12 protein-coding genes and 1 pseudogene are annotated in these 16,150 nt (G+C 65.1%); 6 read left to right on the forward strand and 7 right to left on the reverse strand.

Features of this window, described 5'->3' with window-relative positions; genetic code table 11:
• The 3 genes from VEI45_RS20540 to VEI45_RS20550 all read right to left on the reverse strand — a co-directional run.
• Positions 1–773: polyketide synthase (locus tag VEI45_RS20540; protein WP_324856371.1), on the reverse strand; the 773-nt coding region annotated here is incomplete at its 3' end.
• Positions 766–1,530, reverse strand: a complete 765-nt coding sequence (locus VEI45_RS20545; RefSeq protein ID WP_324856372.1) for a thioesterase II family protein — start codon at positions 1,528–1,530, stop codon at positions 766–768. The genes VEI45_RS20540 and VEI45_RS20545, both read right to left, overlap by 8 nt.
• Positions 1,527–5,057, reverse strand: coding sequence for an amino acid adenylation domain-containing protein (locus VEI45_RS20550; protein ID WP_324856373.1), 3,531 nt, complete (start codon positions 5,055–5,057; stop codon positions 1,527–1,529). The genes VEI45_RS20545 and VEI45_RS20550 overlap by 4 nt, the downstream gene beginning before the upstream one ends.
• A gap of 79 nt (positions 5,058–5,136) precedes the next feature.
• Here VEI45_RS20550 and VEI45_RS20555 point away from each other — a divergent pair, with 79 nt between their 5' ends.
• Complete coding sequence (locus VEI45_RS20555; RefSeq protein ID WP_324856374.1) at positions 5,137–6,780, forward strand: (2,3-dihydroxybenzoyl)adenylate synthase; 1,644 nt, start codon at positions 5,137–5,139, stop codon at positions 6,778–6,780.
• Positions 6,781–6,783: 3 nt separating this feature from the next.
• On the opposite strand, the gene VEI45_RS20560 is transcribed toward VEI45_RS20555, so the two are convergent.
• On the reverse strand, positions 6,784–6,981 hold the full coding sequence (locus VEI45_RS20560; RefSeq protein ID WP_324856375.1) for a hypothetical protein: 198 nt from the start codon (positions 6,979–6,981) through the stop codon (positions 6,784–6,786).
• Between the two features lie 120 nt (positions 6,982–7,101).
• On the opposite strand from VEI45_RS20560, the gene VEI45_RS20565 reads away from it, so the two are divergent.
• Complete coding sequence (locus VEI45_RS20565; RefSeq protein WP_324856376.1) at positions 7,102–7,338, forward strand: hypothetical protein; 237 nt, start codon at positions 7,102–7,104, stop codon at positions 7,336–7,338.
• A 165-nt stretch (positions 7,339–7,503) separates the two neighbouring features.
• Positions 7,504–9,339 (forward strand): APC family permease, encoded by a 1,836-nt coding sequence (locus VEI45_RS20570; protein WP_324856377.1) that lies wholly within the window; start codon positions 7,504–7,506, stop codon positions 9,337–9,339.
• Between the two features lie 288 nt (positions 9,340–9,627).
• On the opposite strand, the gene VEI45_RS20575 is transcribed toward VEI45_RS20570, so the two are convergent.
• Positions 9,628–10,563 (reverse strand): alpha/beta hydrolase, encoded by a 936-nt coding sequence (locus VEI45_RS20575; protein ID WP_324856378.1) that lies wholly within the window; start codon positions 10,561–10,563, stop codon positions 9,628–9,630.
• A 294-nt stretch (positions 10,564–10,857) separates the two neighbouring features.
• On the opposite strand from VEI45_RS20575, the gene VEI45_RS20580 reads away from it, so the two are divergent.
• Positions 10,858–11,991, forward strand: coding sequence for an epoxide hydrolase (locus tag VEI45_RS20580; RefSeq protein ID WP_324856379.1), 1,134 nt, complete (start codon positions 10,858–10,860; stop codon positions 11,989–11,991).
• A gap of 546 nt (positions 11,992–12,537) precedes the next feature.
• On the opposite strand, the gene VEI45_RS20585 is transcribed toward VEI45_RS20580, so the two are convergent.
• Complete coding sequence (locus VEI45_RS20585; protein ID WP_324856380.1) at positions 12,538–13,395, reverse strand: DUF2182 domain-containing protein; 858 nt, start codon at positions 13,393–13,395, stop codon at positions 12,538–12,540.
• Complete coding sequence (locus VEI45_RS20590; RefSeq protein ID WP_324856381.1) at positions 13,383–14,015, reverse strand: DUF1326 domain-containing protein; 633 nt, start codon at positions 14,013–14,015, stop codon at positions 13,383–13,385. Before VEI45_RS20590 ends, VEI45_RS20585 begins: the two co-directional genes overlap by 13 nt.
• Positions 14,016–14,503: 488 nt before the next feature.
• Here VEI45_RS20590 and VEI45_RS20595 point away from each other — a divergent pair, with 488 nt between their 5' ends.
• Positions 14,504–15,292 carry an alpha/beta hydrolase gene (locus VEI45_RS20595; protein WP_324856382.1) on the forward strand — a complete coding sequence of 263 codons (789 nt, stop codon included), beginning with the start codon at positions 14,504–14,506 and terminating at the stop codon, positions 15,290–15,292.
• Between the two features lie 120 nt (positions 15,293–15,412).
• Positions 15,413–16,150, forward strand: a pseudogene (locus VEI45_RS20600) (IS3 family transposase); the annotation flags it as partial.

Genomic DNA, 16,150 nt, shown 5'->3' on the forward strand with positions numbered 1-16,150 from the left:
GATTTGCGCTGCAGCACAAACATTGCGGCCCCTTCGGCCCAGACCGTTCCGCTGGCCTGCGCACTGTAAGGGCGGCAGTGTCCATCGTCGGAGAGCGCATGTTGTTTGGAGAATTCGACGAAGAACCCGGGCGAGCCCAGCACGTTGACGCCGCCGGCCAGCGCCAGGTCGCAGTCGCCGTTCTGCACCGAGCGCACGGCGACGTGAAATGCCGCCAGCGCGGAGGCGCACGAGGAGTCCACAGTGAGCGCCGGGCCGGTCAACCCCAGTGTGTAGGCGATCCGTCCGGATATCACGCTCAGCGCGGTACCGCTGAGCAGATGACCGCTGTGCCGGGAAAACTCGGTCATCTGGGGCCCATATCCGGTAGCCGAGGCACCTACAAAGCAACCCACCTCGTGCCCGGCCAGGTCGTCGGGATTGATGCCGCTATTTTCCAGCGCACGCCAAGACACCCGAAGCGCGACGCGTTGCTGAGGATCCATCGCGACGGCCTCACGCGGCGAGATGCCGAAGAACTCCGGGTCGAACGTCGTTGCACCGGTGAGGAATCCACCGCAGTCATGGATTTCCTTGAAACCGTTGCGCCGTGACCCTGCCAGCAGCTCGCGAATCCGCCAACCGCGGTCGGTGGGAAACGGCCCCAACGCCTCGCGGCCGTGGGACAGCAACTCCCAGTAAGCCTCCGCGGTGTCGATGCCGCCCGGCGCCTCCACCGCCATGCCGACGATCACCACTGGGTCTGCGGTGGCGGTGAATCTGTTGTCAGACATCGGCATTCACCCGCGCGGCGACGGCATCGACGTGCTCATCGAGATAGAAATGTCCGCCGTCGTACAGAGACAGCTCGAACGCGCCGACGGTGTGGTCTTTCCAAAGCAGCAAAGCAGCGGCGTCGACGCGGTGGTCGTCGCGCGCCCCGAGCACACAAATGCCAGCGCGAATGCGGATACCCGGAGCACAGTTATAGCGGTTGATCGCTTGGTAGTCCGCCCGCACCGCGGTGGTGATCAGTTCGGCGAACTCTTCGTCGGCGAGCAGATCGGGATCTGTGCCGCCGAGGTCGGCGATATCGGCGAGCAGCCCGTCGTCGCTGGTGGGCAGTTCCGGCATGCCGGCAACCGCGCAGGGCGCCGGACTGGCGGACACCCACAGCCGCTCGACGACGGCGTCGCGAGATTCGGCGATCCTGGCGAACTCAAAGGCAACAATCGCACCCATGCTGTGCCCGAAAAGCCGAAGCGGCGCAACCCCACGCCAAGGTCCGGCCTCGAATAAGCCGAGGGCAAGGTCATGGACGGTCTCCGGGGCGGGTTCGCGCAGCCGTTCTGCGCGCTGCGGATACTGCAGAATGTAGGTGTCGCCGCCCGCGGCCAGTGCGGTCGCTAACCCACGGTAGCTCGCGGCGGCTGCCCCGGCGTGCGGAAACACCACCGTCGCGCCGGCGCGCTTCGCCCCGTCGCGTCCCGGCACCAGCTTGATCCAGGGCGCGAACGTCTTTTGTGCTGTCACCAGGTTATTGAAAGTCATTGCACCGTTTCAGATTTAGCGATCGCTGACACTACATGGGCAGCCTCCATGTGGATAACCTCCAGATATAGTTCGGCAACCTGATCGAGGCGCCCGTGGTGGCGTTCCCGACGGCGGAGCAAGCCGGCAAGTTCTGAAACGGTTCGGGCGGCGAAGATGTCGGCGACCATGACGTCGGGGGTGTCCAGCCACGCCCGGATGCGAGCGACGGCCTGAGTCGCATGCACGGAATCGCCACCCAGAGCGAAGAAGTCGTCGTGCACCCCCATCGAGTTGCGGTCCAGGATGTCCCCGATGATCTGGCACAGCGCCTGCTCCAACAGCGTTCGCGGCGCCTCATGATGCGCTGATGAATCTCCAGAATGCTCGACCAACAAGGCGGTGACCGCCTTGCGGTCGAGCTTGCCGTTATCGGTAAAGGGAACATGGTGGATCAGCAAGATATGACGAGGAATCATGTGCGCGGGAACGAGATCAACGAGAAACTCCCGAATCCTCGCGGCTGTCGGCTCGGCGTCGACGGAGCTCTCCGGGCAAACCGCCGCGGCCAGCACGTCGGAGTCGCCCGACGCTGGGAGCAGCACCGCCACCGCGATCCGCACGCCCGGCACGCACCGCAACGCGGCCTCGATCTCGCCGAGTTCGACGCGGTAGCCGCTGATTTTGACGCGGTGATCGGCACGGCCGATGAACTCGAGCGTGCCGCCGGGCCAGTAGCGGGCCAGGTCACCGGTGCGGTACCACGTCCGGCCGTCGTGCTCGACGAACTTCTCGGCGGAGAGGTCGGGCCGACCGCGGTAGCCACGGGCAATGCCGCGCCCAGAGAACCACAACTCACCGGGTACCCAATCGGGGCAGTCATCGCCAATGTCGTTGACGACTCGGCAGGCCATGTTCACCAGTGGGTGGCCGTATGGCAGGGCAGTCCAGTGCGCTGGTGGGTCAGTGGTCTCGAGCATATTGCCGTACACCGCGGTTTCAGTGGCGCCGCCCAACCCCGCGAACCGCAGGTTCGGCACCGCGACCTTGAACCGACGCACCAGCTCGGGTCGCACCCAATCGCCGCCAGTGATCACCACCCGCAACGACGACAGCCGCTCCGGCATAGGCGCTGTCACCTCGCTGAGCATCTCCAGCCAGCCCGGCACGCAGTTCAGCACCGTCACCCGGTGGGTGTCGATGAGCCGGACCCAGGCGTCGGGATCGCGACGCTGCCCCTCGTCGACCATCACGATCGCCCCTCCGGCCCGCAGTATGGCGAAGACGTCCAACACCGAAAGGTCGAATTCCAGCGTCGACAGCGCCAGCCAACGGTCGGTTACGCCGATCTCGAAATGACGGTTGATAACTTCAACGGTGTTCATCGCGGCGTCATGCGTGGTCTCCACGCCTTTCGGCTCGCCGGTAGAGCCCGACGTGAACACCACGTACGCCAACTCCGCGGGATCGGTTGCTTCGGGCCGAGTTTGGCCGGCCGTCCGGGCGCCTCGGCGAATCGCCTCAGCAACCGTCAGAGTGGGCACCGGCAAAGACGTCTGCAGTCCGCCGCAAACCATTGCCACTCTGGCCGCGCCCGTCTCGAGGATGCGTGCCGCACGATCGCGGGGTTGGTCGACGCCGAGCGGTAGATAGACACCGCCGGCGGCCAAGATGCCTAATAATGCGGGCAACTGCTCGGCGCATTTCGGGCCCAGCACCGCGACCGTATCGCCAACGCGTATCCCTGCCGCCCCCAACGCCGCGGCCACCGCTAACGCCTGGTCACGCAGCTGCCGGTAGCTGAGGTCACCGGAGCTGGCAAACACCGCCGGCGCGTCGGGCTGCCGCTCCACCTGATGGAAGAACCCGTCGTGCAGCGCTTCTCCGCTGGGGACGGCAGCGCGGCTGTTGATGGCGTCACGCACCGCCCGCTGCGCGGCTGGCAGTGCGGATGGGCCGGGCGCGTCCCAGGCGTCATCGCTAGCTGCCAATCTGAGCAGCTCGTCGACCTGATGGGCGAACATGGCGTCGACAACGCCGGAAGCAAAAACCCCCTCGCGCACATCCCAGTTCACTAGCACCCCGCCGTCGAACTCGGTGACCTGGGCGTCGAGCAGCACCTGTGGTCCCTGCGAAATGATCCAGCCTGGCGCGCCGAATTGCTCGGTGACGTCGTGACCGAACAGTTCACCAAGTCCCAAGGCGCTGGTAAATACCACCGGTGCCAGCACCTGGGTGCCGCGGTGGCGGCTGAGATCGCGCAGCACAGAGAGTCCGGAGTATGCGGAGTGGGCGGCGGCTGTCTGCATGGCGTCCTGCACGACGTGTGCCCGCGCCGCCGCAGTGGGTGCAGTCGTTAGATCGATGTCCAGGAGCAGCGACGAGGTGAAGTCGCCAACCAACTGGTCGACATCGGGATGCAAGGCCTGGCGACTGAACAGCGGGACGTTAAGCAGGAACCGTGACGACGCCGACCAGCGCGCGAGTGCATTGGAGAAGGCCCCTGCCAGTGCCATCGCCGGGGTGATGCCGCGGGCTCGGGCGCGGGAGAACAGCGCGTCGCGGGTCTGTGAGTCCAGCCAATGCCAGCGCCGGGCGCTCAGATGCAGGTCGCGTCCGACGCCTGCCTGGGTAGGCAGACATGGCGGATCCGGCAGATGCGGGATGCGCTGCGTCCACCACTCTCGGTCGGCGTCACGGGCCGGTTGCGGCAGCGCCTCCTGCTGCACGATGGCCTCGCGGTATTCCCGGTAGGTGTTCCTCAATGCCGGCAGTTGGCGACCCCGGTAGAAAGCCCCCAGGTCAGCCATCAAAGTGCAGTAGCTCATCGCGTCGGCGGCTTGAAAGTCCAGGTCGACGTGCAGACGTGAGCGCTCGCCGGGTAGCAGCGTCAACGCGAGCTCGAATACTGCACCATCGAGCTGCTGGTGAGATTTGGCGTCACGAATTGTCGCGAGCCGCTCATCGACGAGATGCGGCGCCTGTTGGCGCAGGTCCTCAACGGTCAGGGGAAAGGCGTGAAATTCGGCGACTGGGGGGATGCGCTGAGTGCCATCGGGCAAAAACTGCACCCGCAGCATCGGATGACGTAGCGCCAGCTGGGTGGCCGCGGCGCCCAGGCGGTCCGGGTCGATCGGGCCACCGTCGAACTCAACGTAGAGGTGCCCGGCCACCCCGCCGAACCGCTGGTTGTCCTGGCGGCCAACCCACATCGCGTGCTGCATCGGGGCGAGCGGAAAGGGCTCGGCTTCGTGGGACGATTCGTCGGCGCACGGGTCGGCCGGCGGCGCCGGTTGGTCGGCGCCGTAGGCCGGCGAGCCTGTGGTCACCAGCTCAGACCAGGCCTCGATCGTCGGCGTGGCGGCCAGCGTGGCGAAATCGACTGCGATGCCCTGGCGCCGCCAGCGCCCGGCCAGCGCCATCATCCGGATCGAATCAAGGCCCTGACCGACGAGGTTGCCCTCCGGATCGATGGCCTCGATACCGACGCCGAGCAATTCGGCGACCTCGCCGCGGATGGCTTCCGCGCTCACGGCCAGAGAAACCACAACCCCTCCCCACTTATTAGCGAAGGCTGCCCTAATTTGTGGTTACCTTACCCTGGCGCCACCCGAGCGAGGAGGGCTTGTGTCATTGAGGACCAAAAGCGGCCCGAACGGTTTTGTGCCGTTTCCACCAGACCGCGCGGCGCGCTACCGGGCCGCCAGTTACTGGACCGGCCGGACCGTGGACTCGATCCTGTCCGAAGGCGCGCGACGGTGGCCGGATCGTGCCGCGGTGCTCGACGCCAGCGGAACGCCCCACCAACCACAGCGCCTCAGCTACGCCGAGCTCAACGAGCGCGCCGAACGTGCGGCGGCCGGGCTGACGGAGCTGGGGATCGCCTGCGGCGATCGGGTATTGCTGCAACTGCCCAACGGTCGCGAATTCGCGGTGGCGTTGTTCGCGTTGCTGCGCGCCGGCGCGATCCCGGTGATGTGCCTGCCCGGCCACCGCGCCGCCGAGTTGGGCCACTTCGCGGCCGTCAGCGAGGCCAAGGCTCTGCTAATCCCCGATACCGCAAGCGGATTCGACTACCGCCCGATGGCGCAGGGACTGGCCCAGGATCGTTCCGAGCTGCGCCATGTCATTGTCGACGGCGACCCCGGACCGTTCGTGTCGTGGTCGCAGGTGTGCGCGCACCGTGGCCAGCGGCCCTCACCGAGCAACGCCGATCCCGCGTCACCGGCACTGCTGCTGGTCTCCGGCGGTACCACCGGCACACCCAAGCTCATCCCCCGCACCCATGACGACTATGTCTACAACGCCACCGCCAGCGCCGAGGTCTGCGGCCTGACCGGTGACGACGTGTACCTGGTGACGTTGCCGGCCGCCCATAACTTCCCGTTGGCCTGCCCCGGTCTGCTCGGCGCCATGACGGTCGGCGCTAGCACGGTGTTCACCACCGACCCCAGCCCGGAGTCGGCGTTCGACGCCATCGCGCGCCACGGTGTCACCGTCACCGCGCTGGTTCCGGCGCTGGCTAACCTGTGGGCGCAGGCCACCGACTGGGAGCCGGTGACGCCAACATCGTTGCGGCTGTTGCAAGTTGGCGGCGCGAAGCTCGAGACCGAGGACGCCCGGCGGATCCGCGAGACACTGACGCCCGGCCTGCAGCAGGTGTTCGGCATGGCCGAAGGGCTGTTGTGCTACACCCGACCCGGCGATCCGCCGGAAGTGGTCGACCGGACTCAGGGCCGGCCGCTGTCTGCCGACGACGAACTGCGGATCGTTGACGACGCCGGCCGGCCGGTAGTTCCCGGCGCCGAGGGGGAACTGCTGGCGCGGGGTCCGTACACGTTCAACGGGTACTTCTGCGCCGAGAGCGACAACGCGCGCTGCTTTGACCCGGACGGCTTCTACCGCAGCGGCGACCTGGTCCGCCAACACGCCGACGGCTACCTAGAGGTCACCGGCCGGGTGAAAGACGTCATCCACCGCGGCGGCGAGACCATCGCCGCGGGCGACCTCGAAGAACACCTGTGTGCGCACCCGGCGATCTCGTCAGCAGCGGCGGTAGCGCTGCCGGATCCTTATCTAGGCGAAAAGGTATGCGCAGCAGTTGTTTTCGTGGGCAACCCGGTGACTCTGACGGAGTTGAACGACTATCTCGATCAACGTGGAGTGGCCAAGCATGCTCGGCCGGATGTGCTGACCGGGATGACCTCGTTGCCGACAACCGCTGTCGGCAAGGTCGACAAGAAGGCGATCGTCCGGCAGGTGCAAGCTTGAGCCCTACGTGGCGGAGTCCAGCAGTTCGGCCGTAGCGGCCCACAGCCGTGCCTCACGTGCCGGGTCATTCGCGAACGGTTTCACCTCACGGTCGGCGTCCCGGTCGGAGGACGCCGTCGCGCGGCGGGGCTGCGCCGAGAAGAGCTGGCCGGGGACCCTCCCGGTCGCCAACGCGCCGTACGACGCGCTGATGGGCCCCACGACGAGTTGGCGGGGAATCGAACGTAACAGCGTTTGGCGGCACCCTGTCGGTCCGGGCAGTCGCGCCGTCCACACCCGCGAGCAGAAAGCCGAATTCGAGGCCGCGTTGGTCGCCGACCTGTGTCTGACCGCCGCTCAAAGCTCTGGGAATCAGGTGCCCTCGAGCCGCACCCGGACTTCGGGCGCCGCAAGGTCATCGACCACCCCGACGTCGGGCCCATCACGGTGGACTGCGACACGCTCATCGTGGCCGCCGACGACCTGCGCATGATGATCTACACCGCCGAACCCGACACGGAAGACGCCGAGCGGCCCGCCCTCGCAGTCGTTCTGGGCACACCGTCGCTGATCGACTGAGCCTGACAGCTGGTTGGCACGAGAGTTGTTTCAGCACATCTGATTTCACTTGGGCGACCGGCCATGTACACGCGCACGTTGGCGCCTGCTCACTTGACCGTCATCCGAGCGATCTGCGCGGGCATAAACGCTGCGGACCGCGCGCTCGCGGTATTAAATCAGACCGTGGTCGAAACCCTAGACCGGACCGTGCCGGTCCATCGGATCCCCGATCGTCGCCTCCGCCGACATCACCGTGGCGAATCGCACCGGCTGACCGCCGTCGGTGGTCTTGCCGCGATGTCGCTAGACGCCTTGTCCAGCGTCGCGTACGGCCCGGAAGCGATCGTGCTCGGTTTGGTCGCAGCGGGCGCTGCCGCCGTGGACTGGACCGTGCCGATCTCGCTGGCGATCGCCGTGCTGCTGCTGGTGCTGGTGGTGTCCTACCGGCAGGTGATCGCCGCACACCCCGACGGTGGCGGGGCGTACGCGGTGGCAAAGAAGGACTTGGGCCGATGGGCAAGTCTGCTGGCCGCGGCGAGTCTGGTCGTCGACTACGTGTTGACTGTGGCGGTGAGCTTGGCGGCGGGGGCAGCCAGCCTGGGGAGCGTGTTTCCACCCCTGGCGCATCACTTGCTCGCGGTGACAATGGCGGGCCTCGTCGTGCTCACCGTGATCAATCTGATCGGCATTGCCGAGTCGGCCAAAGTGTTGATGCTCCCGACCCTGGTGTTCATCGTTGGGATCTTCGCCGTCATCGTCGGCGCCTTCCTCGAACCACATCCGGTGGCCGTGATCGGCGATGATCTCGGCCCGATCCACGCGACCGAGGCACTCGGAGTGGTGGTGATTCTCAAGGCCTTTTCGGCCGGCTGCTCCTCGCTGACCGGGGTGGAGGCGATTGCCAACGCGGTGCCCGCGTTCCGCTCGCCCGCGGTGAAGCGCGCCCAGCACTGCGAGGTCGCGCTGGGGGTCTTGCTCGGGGCCATGCTTTTGGGTCTGGCCACGCAAATCCGACACCACCATGTCGTGCCCCGCGGCAACGTCACCGTGCTGGCACAGCTCTCGGCGGGCGCGTTCGGGACCGGCTGGGTGTTTTACGTCGTCAACTTGACTGTGACCCTGGTGCTGGCCTTCGCGGCCAATACCAGCTTTGGCGGCCTACCGGTGCTGATGCAGCTGCTGGCCAAGGATCACCGCTTGCCGCATATGTTCGCGCTACGGGCAGAGAAACCGGTGTTCCGATACGGTGTCTCGACATTGGCGTTCCTCGCCGCTGTGGTTTTGCTCATCGTCGATGCCGACACCCAGCGACTCTTGCCGGTATTCGCGATCGGGGTGTTCATCGGGTTCACCATCAGCCAAACCGGTCTGGTGTTGCACTGGCGCAAGGAACGCGGGCGCGGGTGGCTGGGTAAGGTCCTGCTGAACGGCAGCGGAGCGGTGCTTACCGCTGTGGCCGGGATCGTTTTGCTAGCAAGCAAATTCACCGAAGGCGCCTGGCTGCTCGTGTTCCTGGTACCCGGGCTGGTCGCGCTCTTCAACGGAATCGAGCGCTATTACCAGCGCGCCGGCGAGCAATTGGGGCTGGGGCAGGTACCCGCTAAACCGGTGCCGGGTATCGACGCGAAGGCCCTGGTCATTGTCCCAATCGTCGCGGTCAGCTCGGTGGCCCAGCGCGCGTTGCAGGTCGCGATGCGGATCGGCCCCGAAGTCGTGCCGGTTACAGTCGATATCGACCCGGACTCGACTCGGCGGCTGCGCCAGCAGTGGGAAGATTGGGACCCGGGGTTGGAGCTCAAAGTGTTGGACAGCCCACACCGTAGCCTGGTCGCGCCCACACTCGATTTCGTGCGAGAAGAGATCGAAAAAGGCCGCCACGTCACCGTGTTGCTCGCGCAGGTCGAGCCCCGCCGCTGGCGCCACCGGTTGCTGTACAACCAGCGCGGCTCCATCCTCGGGGCCGCGCTTCGGTTACGCACCAAGGCGCTCGTTGCATCGCTGGGTTTTCCTATCGACTGACGGCCAGGGTCATACGTCGTAGTAGAGCGCGAACTTCGTTCTGCGCGTTTGTATCTGTTAGCTGCGTTGGCCGCGTGCGAAATCAGCTGGTCAAAGCGTTGGGAACGTTGGTTAATGAGAGCTGTCGTTAATTCTGCTGCGTACTGGCTGCGTACTGGCGGCGCCTTCAGATCAAGAGCCGCTTTTGGTCGGGTGGTTCTACGGCGTGGCCGATCGGCTGTGGCCGGCGGCCGATTCGTGGTGTAGTGGATCATCTCGTCGCCGGTGATCTCGCCGGGCGTCGTCGTGTCAAGCGCACACCGCCCGCGTTACTACCGATCCCAACATCAGCATCCCAGAGACGTTTATGCCCCTATTGGTCCTCTCGCGCGGCTCGTTGGCGCGCCAGACTTTTGCGATCCGCCCACCGCACTGTGCTTTTCGAAGGCTGCGGCGCGGAAACCTAGTGGCCCGGGCTGTGAGCCAGCCGTCGATTCTTTCGGCGACTGCCTGCCATCCAGGCTCAAGCATCATGTTGTGGCCCATGTCGGGGAAGAACTCGGCCTCAGTGCGATATGCACGTGCCGTTGCGCGCACTTGTTTGGGTGCGACGCCAAAGTCACACTCCGCACCTAATACGAGCAGAGGGGCATCAATCAGTTCCGGTCGTGTCCGGCGAAACATCGTTTCAGCCAGAGCTTTTGGACTCTCTTCCTGCAACCGTTCGAGACAGCGCACCGCGTTCAATTCCGGAGTCTTTGCGGAAAAGAAAGCTTCACGCGCAAGCTCGGGTGTATTGAGGGCAGGCAACATCTTGCCCGTCAGCGCGGTCTTCGCGAATAGCCAGGGGTGGGATTTCATCCGGCGCAGTGATAGTCCGAGACTGCCGCCTGCCGGAAACGACCCCATCAACACGCCAGCCGGGGCGTCGTGTCCCTCCAGGTACTTCTGCACGACGAAGCCGCCCAGGGAGTGCCCGATAACCACAGGCCGAGCCGGCAGGCTGTCGGCAACTGAGCCCACATCATCGACATAGTCGGCCAACGAACAAGATCGCAGCGGCTTGGAGCTAGGGCTGTTCCCGTGACCGCGAAGGCTCAGCGCCAACGCCCGGTAACCCTTATCGGCAAAATAGTCGAGAAAGTGTTCGTCCCAGCACCACGCTCCGTGTCCGACTCCGTGAACGAACAGCAGCGGCGCACGGTGCTCCTCTGTGCAGTGGCCTTTATCAATCACTTCGAGCATCGCCGCGTCCTCCGTTTCGGGTCAGCATCGCTGGAGCATCTTCTCAGGTGCCCTGCAATTGGTGGCGGCTCTTCGCCGTGCGGCTGGGAGCTGGGTGGGCCACTGCCTTCGGTAGCCCGTGGCGGATGCGCTGCTGGATGAACGCCTAGCGCACCGCGGGCCGGGCCGGCGAGGATGCTGCAGTCGACACGTGGCGGCGGCGCGTAGACCACCGCGCCGCATTCGAGGCACCCAAGATCGTGTGGCCGTTAGGACAGCTCCCGTCATCCTGAAGGCGGCAGACCATAATGAGCCATGCTCACTGTTGAACCATTCCGGATTGCTGTCCCGGACGACGATCTCGTCGACCTACGTGACCGCCTGCACCGCACTCGATGGCCGGAGCGTGAGTGCGTCAACGACTGGAGTCAGGGCATCCCGTTGGCCTACACCCGCGAGCTGGCCGGCTACTGGGCCGATGTTTACGACTGGCGCGCCAGGGAGGCGGCGCTCAATCGCTTCGACCAGTTCATGACTGAAATCGACGGGCTGGATATTCATTTCATCCACCAGCGATCGCCACACGCCCACGCCCTCCCGCTGATCATCACCCACGGCTGGCCGGGCTCAATCGTCGAGTTCCACAAGGTGATCGAGCCGCTCACCGATCCGACCGCGCACGGCGGCCAAGCGGATGACGCGTTCCACGTCGTGTGCCCGTCATTGCCGGGCTACGGGTTTTCCGGCAAGCCGACGAGCACGGGCTGGGACGTCGGCAAGGTCGCCGACGCGTGGGAAACGCTGATGACCCGGCTCGGCTATGACCGTTATGGCGCGCAGGGCGGCGACTGGGGCGCCGCGGTCACCACCGCGATCGGACACAACCTCGGGCACTGCATTGCCATACACGTGAACATGCCAATCGCGTTGCCTCCCGCCGAAGGACTGGACAATCCGAGCGCCGAGGAGCAGCGGGCACTCGCCGCTTGGGCGCACTACGAAGAGTGGGACTCGGGTTACTCGAAGCAGCAGTCGACACGACCGCAAACCCTCGGCTACGGCCTCGTCGACTCGCCGGTCGGCCAACTCGCGTGGATCGTCGAGAAGTTCTGGTCATGGATGGACTGCGACGGCCACCCCGAGAACGTGCTGACCAGGGACGAACTCCTCGACAACGTGATGATGTACTGGGTCACCGCGTCGGCCGCGTCGTCGGCGCGGATGTACTGGGAGAGCTTCAGAGTCTTCGGCGGGCTCGCTCGCGTCGAGGTGCCCACCGGCGTCGCTCAATTCCCAAAGGAGATCGCCTTGGCACCGCGCCACTGGGCCGAGGCCAATTACAACATCACTCACTGGACACAGATGCCGCGCGGCGGCCACTTCGCCGCCTTCGAACAACCCGAGCTGTTCGTCGACGACGTGCGGACGTTCTTCGCGACGGTGCGGTGACGACTTGGTCATGCTCGTCGGCCATCTGGCCAATCTCCTCTTAGTGTGTGACCCCGGCGCGGGCTGGATGCTCGGGGCCGTGAATCGTGAGAAACCCACCCCTCGCCGCAGCCCGCGCCGAGGTAGCTTCAATCAGCCAGGGAATGCATAGCTGACTGTGGCCGTGCCCGAACTGGTAACCCCGTACACCGCAACCGGTTCTGCCCCCGTGGTGGGAATCAGAACCGGCGTATTAGCGGCGACGGGAAACCCGTCGAGGCCGTCACCCCCGAGCCGCCGATGAACGCGGCCGCCGAGCTCGCCAGGCGGCCCGGGAGCGGGGTGGGCCGCTGCCGTCGATAGAGGTGGCTGATGCGCTGCTGGATGACCGCCACGAGTTGACCGAACGCGTGCGCAATTAGCGGTGTGCCACTAGTTCAATCCCAACTTGTTGAATGTTGGCCAGGAGGGTGTGGTCTGCAGCCATGCTCTTCGAGGCGGTGATTGGGTGTGGCTCGCTCAATCCCTGTCGCCTGTTGGCTGACTACTTACTGGCTTGCCGGCCCGTCACCGCCGCCCACAGTCACATGGGCGCAGGACCTTACTCGCCAAGCCCTCGCGCGGGATCGTCAGGCCCGGTATCGCGTCGGGAACCGCGACGAGGAAGACGCCAAGCCCCACCAGGATTGCGGCAGTGCCATACGTGACCGCGCGGCCCCACGGAAGCGTCTTCTCCGCGGCGATCAGCCCTGCAACGAACGCCATCCAGACGATGCTCATCACCCCGAGTGCAAAGAGCGATGCCATGAGCGCCCAGCAGCACCCCAGACACCAGGCGCCATGTTTTGCCCCCATTACCAACGCTCCAGACAAGCCATCACGCCAGGAGCCGAGCAGGAAGCCGAGCGGGCTGCGGCAATGCCTGAGGCAGACCGTCTTCAGCGGCGTCAGTTCGTAAGCGGCAGCAACCACAAGGGTTCCGCCCGCCACCCATCGGCCGGCGCGATCCCAGGACAGCACATCGCCAAAAACGCGACCACCGGCTTCAGAAACAGCGAAAGCGACCAGCCCGGCTCCCGCCCAAGTCAGCAGATAACCGGACACGAAAACGAGCGGGGCAACCGGAGACCGCCGTTTCGTCATGCGTGAATACAGAGCGACTGTCGGCGAAACCGACGGCAGCATCATCGCGGCCATCATGACGATCCAGACGCCGAGAAACCAGCCCAAGGTTCCGAGGTCGGTGCCCGGCCCTTCGTCCATGCCGCGCATGCGGTCGACCGTCCACCACCAGCCGGCCGCGGCGAGCGCGAACAGCAGCGCGATCAGCCCAAGCCGGCTGCGCGCTGCCGCGAACGCCGGCCGGAGCCCACCGCCGTCGGCAGCCTGATGGGCCGAGGCCACCATTATGTTCAAGCGGCCCACGAGAACGACGGTGCCGACAAGGCTGACTTGCCCTGGTACTCAATGCCGAACCCGTTGATCTTCGTCCGCTTCGCCTCGGCTACGTGGAATTCCGAGCCTACAGGATGGAACATCCCCACGATTCGCACGGGCTCGCCTGTCTCGACGCCGAACGGTACAACGTCCTCGATCTCGAAATCGACCGCGTCGCCGATCCTCACACTGTGGCGCAGGCCGTCCTCTTGGACTTCGATCGGCACACGCTGGACACCCAGATTCTCACCGATCAGCGGCCCCAATGCGGCCATCGGTCCGCCGAGTTGCCCGCTGAAAACCCCCAGCAACTTCTCGGCCTGCACGTCCGACGCCTTGTCGTCGACGAACACACCGAGCCGCCAGTTGCCCTCGGCCATGACCTTCGGCGTGTCGGCGATAACCGCCACAACGAGGCCGCTTACGTCGGTTCCCTCGACAATGCCTTCAGTCACATTAAAAACGAGGGTGACGCGGCAGCGGTCGTAATCGGCGCCGTGCGCGAAAGAAAAGTTGCATGGGCAAAAAAACTCGCAGGAGCACGTCTCGAGGTATGTCCCCTTCACGTTCCACGTCATAACGCGCCCTTCCAAGAAGTAAGCCAGCACCACGATTCTCCGCCGTTTGTGATCCCGTCGGGGCAGTTCGGTCGTTTGCGCCGACTTCGCACTGGATCACACGAATTTCAACGGCCCGATACGGTGTGCCGCCCGGCGTCACCGTGGCCGATCCAGTGTTGTTCGAGACCCCGCCTGCACCAGCAACGATGCCGCCACGTGCGGGTGGGTGATCAACGACTGGTTTGCGAAGCTGCACGTCCGAACGTCGAAACCTGGTTGGACCCATCGTCTGGCGCGGTCTCAGAACTAACGTTCTCGGTTTCTCAGATATCGCCTCAAAGCTGCGGGTTTCCAACCGTGCCGAACCTTTCAGATTCTGAGCCAGGGCGCTGCCGACCCCACACCCCAGGCCAAGTCGGACACGAATTTCTATGAGCCCTGTGTGAGGCGGGAGATTCAGCCCTGCTGAAACCAGCGGCCCCCTACGCTTCTCTCCGGCCAGCAACGCAGGGATGACTAGCCCAGAAGGAGCCTCCATGCTCGAAGTGATTGACAAGGGCCGTAGCACCGACGAGCACCCGGTACCGCTGCTGTTTGTCCACGGTATATTGCATGCAGCGTGGTGCTGGGATGAGCATTTCCTGGATTTCTTCGCGGCTCGCGGATACCGCGCCATCGCGGTGAGCCTGCGCGGCCACGGAAAGAGCCCCGGCGGGGAGCGTCTGCGTTGGACACGAATTCAGGAATACGCGGACGATGTCGCCGAGACGGTGGCGCAACTACCGACTCAGCCAGTTCTGGTCGGGCATTCGATGGGTGGCTTCGTAGTTCAGAAATACCTGGAACGCCACGCCACTGCCGGGGCCATTCTCGTCGCAGCCGCTCCGCCTACCGGCGTACTTCGGGTGACCCTGTACATCGCGCGCCACTACCCTGTGACATTCGTCAAACTCAACGCCTTGTTGAAGCTGGCCCCGCTGGTTGCCACCCCGGAGCTCTCGCGAGACCTATTCTTCTCCGCGTCTATGCCGGATGAGCAGGTCAACGCGTATCAGCAGCGACTCCAAGACGAGTCCTACCGGGCCTTCCTTGACATGCTCGCCCTCGATCTGGTCAAGACTCGGCAAGTCAACCGGGTCCCGATGCTGGTATTGGGAGCCGAGCACGACATCCTCTTCCCACAGCGCCAAATTCACCGCACCGCTGCGGTATACGGCGCTGAGGCCGAGATCTTCCCGGACATGGCCCACGACATGATGCTTGAGCCCGGATGGCAGGCGGTCGCCGAAAGAATCGACAGTTGGCTCACAGGCCGGGGGCTGTGAGAGCCGATTGTGTCGAGCGGTGCAGTCTCAGAACTAAAGTTGTGAGACGCATAGGGCGAATGCCTCAGTGAACCGCCCCGGCATGTCCGGAGACTCCACTTCTTGGGAAGGGTTGGGGTCATGTCAGGTGGTTCGTCGAGAAGTTATCCGCCGGAGCTGCGCGAGCGCGCGGTTCGGATGGTTGCAGAGATCAGCGATCAGCACGATTCGGAGTGGGCAGCGATCAGTGAGGTTGCCCGGCTGCTCGGGGTCGGCTGCGCGGAGACGGTGCGCAAGTGGGTGCGCCAGGGCCAGGTTGATGTCAGCTCGCGGCCCGGAATCACAACCGACGAATCGGCTGAGCTGAAGCGCTTGCGGCGTGAGAACGCCGAATTGCGAAGGGCTAACGCTATTTTGAAGACCGCGTCGGCTTTCTTCGCGGCCGAGCTCGACCGGCCACAACACTAATCACCCGGTTTATCGCAGACCGTCGGGGCCACGGCGACGGCCCCGATGGTCTGCGGTGGGGTGTAGAGTCGATCTGCGCACAGTTGACCGAGCTGGGTGTGCCGATCGCCCCATCGACCTATTACGACCAGGTCAAGCGGGAGCCCAGCCGCCGCCAGAGCCGTGACGAGGCCCTCAAGCCTGAGATCGCGCGGGTTCATGCCGCCAACTACGGGGTCTACGGTGCCCGCAAGGTGTGGTTGACGCTTAACTGTGAGGGGATTGCGGTGGCCCGCTGTACCGTCGAGCGGCTAATGGCCGAACTCGGCCTATCCGGAGCGACCCGCGGCAGGGCCCGCAAGACGACGATTGCCGATCCCGCCGCAGTGCGTCCGGCTGACCTTGTGCAGCGCCGGTTCGGACCACCGGCAC

Source organism: Mycobacterium sp. (genome assembly GCF_035623875.1).
Lineage (GTDB): Bacteria > Actinomycetota > Actinomycetes > Mycobacteriales > Mycobacteriaceae > Mycobacterium.

Bases quoted from the DNA above. Each gene is read 5' to 3' on its own strand.
- VEI45_RS20545 (WP_324856372.1), bottom strand. From the start codon at position 1,530: ATGACTTTCAATAACCTGGTGACAGCACAAAAGACGTTCGCGCCCTGG.
- VEI45_RS20575 (WP_324856378.1), bottom strand. From the start codon at position 10,563: ATGCTCGAAGTGATTGATAAAGGCCACTGCACAGAGGAGCACCGTGCG.
- VEI45_RS20580 (WP_324856379.1), top strand. From the start codon at position 10,858: ATGCTCACTGTTGAACCATTCCGGATTGCTGTCCCGGACGACGATCTC.
- VEI45_RS20595 (WP_324856382.1), top strand. From the start codon at position 14,504: ATGCTCGAAGTGATTGACAAGGGCCGTAGCACCGACGAGCACCCGGTA.